This is a genomic window from Mesorhizobium sp. M1142 (assembly GCF_040318565.1).
Lineage (GTDB): Bacteria > Pseudomonadota > Alphaproteobacteria > Rhizobiales > Rhizobiaceae > Mesorhizobium.
The window spans coordinates 42012-52185 of sequence record NZ_JAMYMK010000026.1 but is presented as its reverse complement, the minus strand read 5'-3'; the positions used below and the strand labels follow the sequence as shown (position 1 = coordinate 52185).

The following is a 10174-nucleotide window of genomic DNA, read 5'->3' as shown; positions in this document are numbered from 1 at the left end:
GAGAACAGAAAGGGCTCGCTGGCGACCGCGTTCTCCTTGTGCCCGGCCCGCCAAACGAAATCGAGCTTGTGAGGCGCATCTTCAACATGTTTGTTGTTGAAGGGCAGAGCATGGCCGGCATATCGGTTCGTCTGAACAAGGAAGGAGTGCCCTCCACATACGGCTATGTGTGGACGACCGGGCGCGTCGCATCTCTTCTCAAAAGCGAGTTGATGATAGGCTACTATGTCTACAACCGAACGTCGCATAGTATGAGCAGCCAATCAAAGCCCAACACTCCCGATAAATGGGTCCGAATCCGGGTCATGGAGCCCATTGTAACGGTTCAAATATTCCGGAGGGCGCAACTCGCAAGGGGAAAACGCGGATACACCTATACAAAGCCCGAAATGCTCAAGAATCTGAAGCGGCTATTGAAAGAGAAGAAACGACTCAGCCTCACCGTGATCAATGCTTGTCCGTATACTGCGTCAGGACAGTGCTATGTCCGGCTTTTCGGCAGCTTGAAGGCGGTCTATGCGGCGGTCGGCTACGTACCGGATCGGCGGGGAGCTCTGCGAAAGTACTCGAACGAAGAGCTTCTAGACGGATTTCGGCGGCTGCGCGCCGCTCACGGGCACCTCACATTGTCGCTGATTAATGCGGACTCCGCTCTGCCCATATACCGTGTGTTCAAAAAGCGGTTTGGCTCGATGGCCGCGGCCTATACGCTGGCTGGCTTTCCAGGGCTGGAGTCGGAGCTAAAGCTGAGCGCGCTAGCGCGTATACGGCCCAGTGGCCCGGAAAGGCTCCGACGCGACGTCTCAAATGCTCAGGGCAAAAAAGGCGCATGACAAGAACAGACCGAAGCTGCGGCTCTTCAATGAGGAGCCCCGACTCTGTTTGTCACGGAGCTGTCCCGCCGCTCCCACCTGATCTCGTCTAGCAGGGTTCTCTGGTTGGGGTCATCGAGGTCAAGCTCCTCCTGATAATCGACCGGACCATGTCGCCCCGCGGGTCACGCGCTTCTCTTCGCGGTCGACGTTAGCCCGCCGCATGATGGGGTCAGTAGAGCGAGGCGTCTCAGTTCGTTGAACGTAAGCGCGAATTTCCCTGCACCTGTTGAGTGCTCTGATGCATGAGGTGTCCACCAAAATAGGTGGACACCTTGTGATGGAAGAAGATGAGCAGAAACTGCGGGTGAGGCTTGTCGGTCCGGACGGGCGACGCCAGTCAGCGGTCCGTCCACGAACTGCTGGCGCGAGCGGCATCGAAGCACACTTTGCTGCGGTGATCACTTTTCAGGCCGGCTTCCAACGCGGCAAAGCCACGCTTATAATCGCGGGTATTTATATATTTATCGTCTTGGGCCATAAATTTTCCGAAAGCGTCTTCGTTGTAAACTGTTTGAGAACAATTCAAATACGCGGCTTTCTGATACCCAGTTTCGTAAGCGATCGAACCGGCGTGGACGGTGGTTGAAACGAATGAGGTGATACAAATCGCCATTGCTGCAACGGACACGCTGCCCACGCAAAATGATTTCATGGTTGTTGCCCTCTCCCAAAACGCGAAGAACTTGCCAAAAATCTTGCCCTGAAACAAGACACCCATGGAATCGCCCTCAACGCAGTTCGCACGCGGTAGCCGCGTAGCCTTGGAATCGTCCCAACAGAGCCCGCCGTGCCGAAAGGTGCGGCGGGCTTTTGTTCGCTCCTAGCGGTACGCTCTCTCGGTCTGATTTTGAGCTATGAATGCACGCTCGGCGACGAACCGGTTGGTTGACGAGATCAGCGACAGGGCTTCGTGAAACGGGCGATCTCGCGAAGGAAATTGCGCGAGGGAAGTGATCCGCGCCCTTCCGGAGCGGGATCCAGATACAATACCCCATGGCCGTCCGAATAGCGGTTGTCCTCGCGCTTCTTTTCGCCTTCGCCTACGGTTTCGCAAAACTCGTGAAACACTATGGCGGCGTTCGCGACCAGCCCTCTCCGTGTGAAAACTTGCCGCATCCTGATTGTCCTGATCCCAGCGCACCTCCTCAGAAAGAAACCAAGCTTTGAGCTGGTGCGTGCGTGGAGCTGCAGCATTGGAACGGCTAGGCCTGACACTGTCGAATGCATCACTCCGTCGCTTTTTCGTTTAGGGGCCGCTCATCGACTGGCAAATTAGCGAAACCAAGCGATCGAGCGCATCCTTGTGGAGCGCACCTGTAGGGCGCCACGCAAGGAAATCATCCACGCTCTGCCAGTGCACCGGATTTGACCCAGCGTTCGGCCGGCTGAATTCCACATAGAGATGCAGATCGTCAGGCACAAAGACGATTCTCCACGTTCCCTGTGCGTCGGCGGCGAGGCTGTAAGCGAGGACGGTCATGGCGGGCACTCCTTCGCCCCGAAGCCTGCCTATCCCCGCCGCGCAAATCCATCGCAAGAAGTTGGTATTGACAGCGGTTTTTTGCGTTTTGTCGGACGTGATTGACCTGCACTCCTGATCATGAGCGGAATGAGGACATTCAGTCGGGGGCATGGGTCGGGAAATGACATTTCAGGCAGCCGCATTGATGGTAACATTGGTTGCCGCAACGCTTGCCACAGCCGAGGAAAGGAGCCGCCATAATATTCGCGCTCCTATTCGAAGGAATAGGTAAACCCTTGGCCTGAAGCGCCAACAGTGACCTTTGTCATCTTTTCACCAGCGAGCGACCGGTTCAGCACACCGCGGCTCAACTCCGGGAGGAGCGTGTTGGTCAGAATTGCGTCGATCATCCTGCCGCCCGATTCAATTTCCGTGCAGCGGGTCTTGACCAGATCCATGACACCGTCGCCGATTACCAATTCCGCGTCGTTGGTTGCACGCAGCCGGCGAGCAATCTTAGCAAATTGATGACGTGTGATCGCTTCGATCATCGAATCGGAAAGCGGAAAGTAAGGGATGGTCACCACCCGGCCGAGAAAGGCCGCTGGGAAGACCTTCAGCAACGGGCTGCGTAATGCGGTGTCCAGTTCATCGAGCCCTGCCCGTACCGCGCCATTCCTTGTGCGGTCCATGATGACTTCGGAGCCGACATTCGACGTGAGAAGGATCAGCGTGTTCTTGAAATCGATCCGTCTGCCTTCACTGTCGTCCATCATCCCTTTATCAAACACCTGGAAGAAGATTTCGTGCACGTCCGGATGCGCCTTCTCGACTTCGTCGAGAAGGATCACCGAATAGGGCTTGCGCCGCACCGCCTCGGTGAGAATTCCGCCCTTGCCGTAGCCGACATAGCCGGGGGGCGCGCCCTTCAAGGTAGAGACCGTATGCGCCTCCTGGAATTCGGACATGTTGATCGAGATCAGGTTCTGCTCTCCGCCGTAGAGCGTTTCGGCCAGTGCCAAAGCGGTTTCGGTCTTGCCGACGCCCGAGGGGCCGCAAAGCAGGAATACACCCACTGGCTTTTCCGGAGCGCCGAGACCGGCGCGGCTGGTCTGCACGCGCTTGGCGATCATCTCCATCGCATGATCCTGTCCGACAACGCGCTCGGACAGAGTGACCGCGAGCCGCAGCGCCTTCTCCGTCTGACTCGACAGCATCCGGCCCGTCGGGATGCCCGTCCAGTCCTGAACCACGGCCGCCACGGCGTTGCGGTCGACCGATGGCAGGATCAGCGGTGTTTCGCCTTGCGCCTCGGCCAGTTCGCTCATCAGTTCGCGCAGCCGAGCGAGATCGGCAGCCGGATCGGGAGGCGCAGGACCACCTGCCGCCGGAACCTTCGCCTCGGCATTGGACAGTTCGGTCTCAGGCACCTCCCCGCTCTTGGTCTCCGTGGCGGCCTCGTGCCCTTCCACGGCATCGAGCGGCACGCCGTCGCCGCGCAGCCTTGCACGCAATTCGAGTATCTCGGCCACCAGCGCCTTTTCGCGCTCCCAGCGCTGCTGCGCGGCTGCGAGCGTGCGTTCGGTCTCGGCAAGCCCAGCCTCGACCCGTGCCTGCCGCTCGGCCACTTCGATGCCGATTGCAGCCTCGCGGCCGATAATGCCGCGCTCGACCTCCAGCGCCTGGCGGCGGCGCATGATGTCCTCGACCTCGGCTGGCGTGGCGTGCTGCGATACCGCAACACGGGCGCAGGCGGTGTCGAGAAGGCTGACCGCCTTGTCCGGCAGCTGCCGCGCCGGGATGTAGCGATGTGACAGGCCGACCGCCGCGTCGATCGCCTCATCCAATATCTGAACCTTGTGGTGCTGTTCGAGGACGCCGGCCACGCCGCGCAACATGAGGATGGCCACCGATTCCGAAGGCTCGTCAATCTTTACCACCTGGAAGCGGCGGGTCAGTGCCGGGTCTTTCTCGATGTGCTGCTTGTATTCCGCCCAGGTCGTGGCCGCTATCGTGCGAAGCTCGCCGCGTGCCAGCGCCGGCTTGAGCAGATTGGCAGCGTCGCCGGTTCCGGCAGCACCACCGGCGCCGATCAGGGTGTGGGCTTCATCAATGAAGAGGATGACCGGCGATTCAGAGGATTGAACTTCGTCGATTACGGCCTTCAGCCGTTTTTCGAATTCACCCTTTACGCTAGCGCCTGCCTGCATCAATCCGACGTCGAGCATGCGCACGCTCACTCCCTGAAGTGGGGGCGGTACATCGCCTTTGGCGATGCGCAGAGCAAAACCCTCCACGACTGCAGTCTTGCCGACGCCCGCCTCGCCGGTCAGGATCGGATTGTTCTGCCGGCGTCGCATCAATATGTCGACAATCTGCCTGATCTCAGGATCGCGACCGACGACCGGGTCGATCTTTCCATCGCGGGCGCGCTGGGTCAGGTCGGTGGCGTATTTGGCCAATGCCGAATCCCCGCCCGGAGTCCGCCGCGGGGCCTCTGTCGCGGTGACCGTTGGCGCAGCGCCGGCTTCGAGTGAGCCCTCCGTGACATCGGCGAAGCGCGTCACGACGGCGTCGGCGTCGATCTTGTCGAACTCGCCGCTGATCTTCGACAGCAGGCCTTCCAGCACCGGTGTCTTCAGGCAAGCAAGCAGAACATGTGCGCTGCGGACCTCCTCCACGCCGAATTCCAGTGTTGCTAGATTCCAGGCCTCCTGGATGGCGTGGAAGATATGGTCGGAAAACTCTTCGATCGAGGTTGCGCCATAGGGCAGCTTGTCCACCGCGCGCGTCATATCGGCCGTAAGTCGGCTCGCATCCAGTCCTGCATCGGCAATCATCATTTGCACATCCGAGCGGTCGGAGAGCACCAGCTGCTCGATGAAGTGGACGAGTTCGACGTAAGGATTGCCGCGCAGCTTGGCACTGTCAGCCGCTGCCTTGAAGGCGCGCAAGCCTAGAGGGTTGAGCTTGCCGACCAGTTCCTTGCGCTTGAAGCTCTGCGATGACCGGCGCTGTTCCATCGAACGTGCTCCTGCACTCTGCAAGTCGATAACCTGCCACATAAGCAGCCGCTTGACAAAGTGCGGGATGAACAAAGGTTTCGATGCCCCGTTATGCGGGCTCCCATCATTCGTCGAAGATGCCGCATCGCGGCCGCAAACAACCACGAGCCTGACAGCCCAGGTGAGACGCATTCCCGATCCACGGCCCGGCAAACACGCCGGCGGATTCAACAATCAAGACAAGGCTGCATTAGCTTTTGTTAATTTTTTCCGTACTCGCTGAATTGTGGAAAAGCGCAACCGTGTGATAACGTAGGGACAGGTCGGCCTCAGGGCCGGTGACTGGGGGATCGGTGTGATCGACGTCGCACTCTGGCTTGCTCCGCTCGATGGTGAAAATCCGTCGGGAGAGGATTTGCGTAACGATCCGGCGTTTCACGAACTGGAGCGCCTGACAGAGCCTCAGGTCAAGGTTGTCCATGATGGCAACAACAAGCCGGTCTCGCAAAGCACCATTCCCGTCGACTGGCCAGCAGTACTCACCAAGGCCGAGGAATTGCGCGCGCGTGGCCGCGACCTGCGCCTGATTGTAATTGTCACACGCGCGCTGGCCAACGAGCATGGACTGGTCGGGTTGGCCCAGGGTCTGACGCTTATTGGGCGGACATTCGACCAGCATTGGGAAACCATGCACCCGGCGCTGCGGCCCAACACGTCGCCTCGCGAAGCCGCCTTGCGCCGCATCAATGCGCTGCTCGACCTTCAAAATGGTCAGGACGGGCTGTTGGCCAACCTGCGGCAAATGACTTTGTTTGCGCCACGCTCGATCGGACCGATCAGCGGACGCGATTTGGAACAAGCTGCGCTCGACGACCGCCTCATGCTACAAGAAGCAGCGTCAGGATTGAACGCGGCCGAAAAAGCAGCGCTTGTCAGTGCGCATGGACAATTGTTGAACCGTGTCCGTGCCGGGTGCGCGGCACAGGCGGATCAAGCCAACGAGGAAATGCAGTCGCTCATTACCGATGCGCGCGCGGCGGTTGCGGCACTGGAAGCCGTCGAGACAGCCCTCAACGCTCGCCTTGAAGGCAGCGGCGGGACCACCATTCCGGAATTAAAACGGTTCCTGCAGCGTTTGCTGACAACCCTCGAGCGCAACTCGGCTGCCGGCGCGATGGCGAATGGCGCAGTAAAGCCGTCCGCTTCGCCGGCAGAACCCGTAATGCCTGCCCGAAACGGTCATGGAGCCGATACTATGGCAAGTGTGGCTAGCTACGCTGACTCGAGCACCGGACTTCCCGACCGGATTACTTCGCGCGACGACGTGGTGAAATGCCTGGACCTCGTCGTCGCCTTTTATGACCGGACCGAACCGTCGAGCCCGATTCCCCACCTCGCCCGCCGTGTGCGCCGGATGGTGCATATGGATTTTGTTGAACTGATGGAAGATCTCGCCCCGTCGGGACTGAAGGAGTTCCGGCTGCTTGCCGGCGTTCCCGATGCCAAGAAGACGGCTCAGAAGGATGAAAGGTAGCAAGCAATGCCAGCCGAAAGCAAAGCCAAGGTCATCGAACGAAATCGCGCGCCGCGGGTGCAGATCGCCTACGACGTGGAAACCTATGGCAGTCCAACGACAATCGAGCTGCCGTTCGTCATGGCCGTCATGGCGGACCTTTCAGGCGCTTCGCAGACCAAGGAAGCGTCGAAGTCGGTACTGGACCGCTCCTTTGTCGAGACCGATGCGAACCGTTTCCCGCGGTTCATGGAGGCACTTGGACCACGCGTGAAAGCCCGCGTGAAGAATACGCTGCCTCAGGCCGAAGGCGCCGAGCGGGACGAGGAGCTGGCGCTCGACCTTACCTTCACCAAGATGGGCGATTTCGCGCCGGACAAGATTGCCGAGCAGGTCCCACAGTTGGCCGAAATCCTCAAGATGCGCCGCCAGCTCGAGGAACTTCTCGGCTTCATGGACGGGCGTGTGGATGCCGAAAAGCGCATTGCGCAACTGCTGAACAACGAACCGCTTCTTGGCAAGATCGCCAGCCAGGCGCTGGCGGACGACAAGGCAGGGGAATGACCATGGCCGAACAGCAAAAAACCGCCGCCGTCGCCGAGGCGGAAACCATCGATCTTGGAGAATTCAGCGGGCTCCTCGAGAAGGATTTCAAGGTCAAGAAGGACGACAGCGAAAAGCTGCAGCAATTGGTGCGCAATCTCGCACTTGCAGCGCAGACGCGTTCCGATACCACGACCATCTCGTCGAATGCTATCAAGTCGATCAAGTCGCTGATCGCCGGGATCGACAAGATGCTGTCGGAACAGGTCAACGAGATCCTGCACGCGCCGGAAGTGCGCGAAATGGAGGGCACATGGCGTGGCCTGTGGTATCTCGTCAACAATACCGAGACCGATCAGAAGCTGAAGATCCGGGTGATGAACATTTCCAAGGAGCAGCTGGCCGACACGCTTGAGGATTATGAGGGCCAGATGTGGGATCAGAGCCCGATCTTCAAGAAAGTCTACACGGACGAGTATTCGATGCTTGGCGGCGAGCCGATCGGCTGTGTGATTGGTGCCTACGAATTCTCCAACCACCCGCGCGACGTCGGTCTGCTGCGCAACATCTCCGGCATCTGCGCCTCAGCGCACACACCCTTTATCGCAGCTGCCTCGCCGCGCCTGTTCCGCATGGACAGCTGGCAGGAATTGCCGAACCCGCAGGACCTGCAGCAGATCGTCTCCAACCCCGCCTATGCCTCGTGGCAGTCGCTGCGCGAGAGCGAGGATGCACGCTACATCGGCCTGACCATGCCTCGCGTTTTGGCACGGCTGCCGTATGGCACCGATACCGTTCCGGTGAAGGGCTTCACCTTCGAGGAGGAGGTACATGGCGATCATAACAAATATGTTTGGATGAACGCCGCCTTCCCGATGGGCGTGAATATAAACCGCAGCCACAAGCTCTATGGCTGGGGCACGCAGATCCGCGGCGTCGAAAATGGCGGCACGGTCCTCAACCTGCCAGTGCACAGCTTCCCGACCGATGATGGCTCGATAGCGATGAAGTGTCCGACGGAGGTCGCCATCGACGACCGGCGCGAGGCGGAGCTGGCCAAGCTCGGCCTGATGCCCATCCTGCATCGAAAGAACACCGATCTCGCCGCCTTTATTGGCGCCCATTCGCTGCAGGACGACGAGACAAGGGCGGGACGGCTGGTCGACCCCGATGCGCAGGCCAACGAGCGGCTGAGTGCCAACCTGCCCTACCTTTTTCCGGTCTCGCGCTTTGCCCACTACCTCAAGGCGATCGCGCGCGACAAGGTCGGCTCGTTCAAGGAGCGCTCCGACATGCAGATCTGGCTGACCGAATGGATCAACCGGTATGTGCTGGCCAACCCGGCCTTTGCCGACGACAAGGCGCGCGCCAAGCGCCCGCTCGCCGCCGCCGAGGTCCAGGTGGACAGCGTGGAAGGGCGCCCCGGCTACTACAATGCGCGCTTCTATCTGCGCCCGCATTATCAGCTGGAGGGTATCAATGCCTCGCTCCGACTGGTTTCGGAACTTCCGTCGGTGAAGACTTGATTTGCAGCAACAACATCTTGGTTTTTGAAAGCGGTGGAGAAAAACAATGCCCACAAATACGAAGATTGATGGCTTTCTAAAGGTTCCCGATATCAAGGGTCCAAGCACTCGAGATGGCCATGAGGACGAAATCGAAATCCATGGCGTCGATTACAAGATGATCGCGCCCTATGATCCAAATTCGCTCTCGCGCCGCGGTCGTGTTTCATTGGGAATGATCAAGTTCACCAAGCACTATGACAAGTCTTCGCCCTACCTGAAAAAGGCGCTGTTCGAGAACAAGGCGCTGGACGAAGTCGTGTTTTCGGCACGGCGGACCATTGATGGCGAGACCAAGGATTACCTGGTCGTCACACTCACCGACGCCTCGATCATGGAATACGACATGTCGCAGGCCGAGGATGAGGAGGACCTGATCGAGGAAGAGGTCAGCTTTGCCTACAAGAAGATAAAGTTCGTCTACGACGACAACGACGAAATCGAAATGGATGTCTATGTCGGCAAGTGAGGCCCGGCGGCCCGGCGCGGACAAGTCGCTGGGTAGCGGCAGTTCGCGAGCAAAGCGCGAAGCGGTCCAGCCCTCTCTATGGGACCGCCTCGTAAACGATCTGCCGGGCGTGACCTCCGAGATAGACGGGCTGCGCCAGGCGCTGCAGGACGAGCTTGGCGCGGAGCGGCTGGACAACCTGGTTGCGGCCAGTGCGCGGCTCATCGACGCCGACGCGGAGTTGACCGCCGACCAGAAGCGGCGTCTGCATCGCCTGGCCTTTCAGAGCCAGCACCGCGCCGAACTCGAAAGCCGCAGCGTGGTGGTGTCGGTTCGTGTGCTCAAGGAGGCTGTGCGGCGCGATGTCGAGGCTTTGTTCAACACCGAACGGTTCGAGGCCGTACCGCTGCTCTCCGATCTTGAAAGCGAGCAGGCAGCGGACAACCCGCCGTCGCTCGCCGATTTTCCGGAGGTGCGTCGCAGCGTCGTCAATTACGGCGTGCCTTCCTTCTCGGGCCGTTCCTCCCGCGACTTCGATCGCGAGGCCCTGGCGCGCGAGATCCGCTCGGTGCTTGCCACCTTCGAGCCGCGGCTCAAGGACAGCGCAACAAAGGTTACGGTAACCCTTGGCGACAAAACCGTGGGCCTGAAGATCGAGATAGATGCGGTGTTGATCATGACGCCGACACCCGAACGCATGCGCCTGCGCACCACCATCAATCTCGATAACGGCTTGGCTCGGACCGAATTTAGGGAAGCCTGA

General features: G+C 59.7%; 9 protein-coding genes. 6 read left to right on the top strand and 3 right to left on the bottom strand.

The features are described 5' to 3' along the window. Window positions 1-833: recombinase family protein (locus NKH42_RS28220; RefSeq protein ID WP_352906315.1), on the top strand; the 833-nt coding region annotated here is incomplete at its 5' end. A 379-nt stretch (window positions 834-1212) separates the two neighbouring features. On the opposite strand, the gene NKH42_RS28215 is transcribed toward NKH42_RS28220, so the two are convergent. From NKH42_RS28215 to tssH, 3 genes are all read right to left on the bottom strand, one after another. Beyond that, window positions 1213-1593, bottom strand: coding sequence for a hypothetical protein (locus NKH42_RS28215; RefSeq protein ID WP_352479406.1), 381 nt, complete (start codon window positions 1591-1593; stop codon window positions 1213-1215). 528 nt (window positions 1594-2121) lie between these two features. After that, window positions 2122-2355, bottom strand: coding sequence for a hypothetical protein (locus NKH42_RS28210; RefSeq protein ID WP_352479407.1), 234 nt, complete (start codon window positions 2353-2355; stop codon window positions 2122-2124). A gap of 254 nt (window positions 2356-2609) precedes the next feature. Continuing rightward, complete coding sequence (gene tssH, locus NKH42_RS28205; RefSeq protein ID WP_352752061.1) at window positions 2610-5360, bottom strand: type VI secretion system ATPase TssH; 2751 nt, start codon at window positions 5358-5360, stop codon at window positions 2610-2612. 337 nt (window positions 5361-5697) lie between these two features. Between tssH and tssA the strand changes: the two genes are divergently transcribed. From tssA to tssE, 5 genes are read left to right on the top strand one after another with little or no spacing between them, the layout of a single operon-like run. Continuing rightward, entirely contained in the window at window positions 5698-6876 is a 1179-nt protein-coding gene (tssA, locus tag NKH42_RS28200) for a type VI secretion system protein TssA (RefSeq protein ID WP_352752059.1), read from the top strand. 6 nt (window positions 6877-6882) lie between these two features. Next, window positions 6883-7419 (top strand): type VI secretion system contractile sheath small subunit, encoded by a 537-nt coding sequence (gene tssB / locus NKH42_RS28195; protein ID WP_352479410.1) that lies wholly within the window; start codon window positions 6883-6885, stop codon window positions 7417-7419. 2 nt (window positions 7420-7421) lie between these two features. Next, window positions 7422-8924, top strand: a complete 1503-nt coding sequence (gene tssC / locus NKH42_RS28190; RefSeq protein ID WP_023720342.1) for a type VI secretion system contractile sheath large subunit — start codon at window positions 7422-7424, stop codon at window positions 8922-8924. Between the two features lie 46 nt (window positions 8925-8970). Beyond that, window positions 8971-9432, top strand: coding sequence for an Hcp family type VI secretion system effector (locus NKH42_RS28185; RefSeq protein ID WP_023678576.1), 462 nt, complete (start codon window positions 8971-8973; stop codon window positions 9430-9432). Continuing rightward, window positions 9419-10174: a type VI secretion system baseplate subunit TssE gene (gene tssE, locus NKH42_RS28180; RefSeq protein WP_352752056.1), complete on the top strand. Its 756-nt coding sequence runs from the start codon at window positions 9419-9421 to the stop codon at window positions 10172-10174. The genes NKH42_RS28185 and tssE overlap by 14 nt, the downstream gene beginning before the upstream one ends.

Coding starts and splice junctions, on each gene's coding strand:
- tssE (WP_352752056.1), top strand. CDS start 9,419: ATGTCGGCAAGTGAGGCCCGGCGGCCCGGCGCGGACAAGTCGCTGGGT.
- tssH (WP_352752061.1), bottom strand. CDS start 5,360: ATGGAACAGCGCCGGTCATCGCAGAGCTTCAAGCGCAAGGAACTGGTC.
- NKH42_RS28215 (WP_352479406.1), bottom strand. CDS start 1,593: ATGGGTGTCTTGTTTCAGGGCAAGATTTTTGGCAAGTTCTTCGCGTTT.
- tssC (WP_023720342.1), top strand. CDS start 7,422: ATGGCCGAACAGCAAAAAACCGCCGCCGTCGCCGAGGCGGAAACCATC.
- NKH42_RS28210 (WP_352479407.1), bottom strand. CDS start 2,355: ATGACCGTCCTCGCTTACAGCCTCGCCGCCGACGCACAGGGAACGTGG.
- NKH42_RS28185 (WP_023678576.1), top strand. CDS start 8,971: ATGCCCACAAATACGAAGATTGATGGCTTTCTAAAGGTTCCCGATATC.
- tssB (WP_352479410.1), top strand. CDS start 6,883: ATGCCAGCCGAAAGCAAAGCCAAGGTCATCGAACGAAATCGCGCGCCG.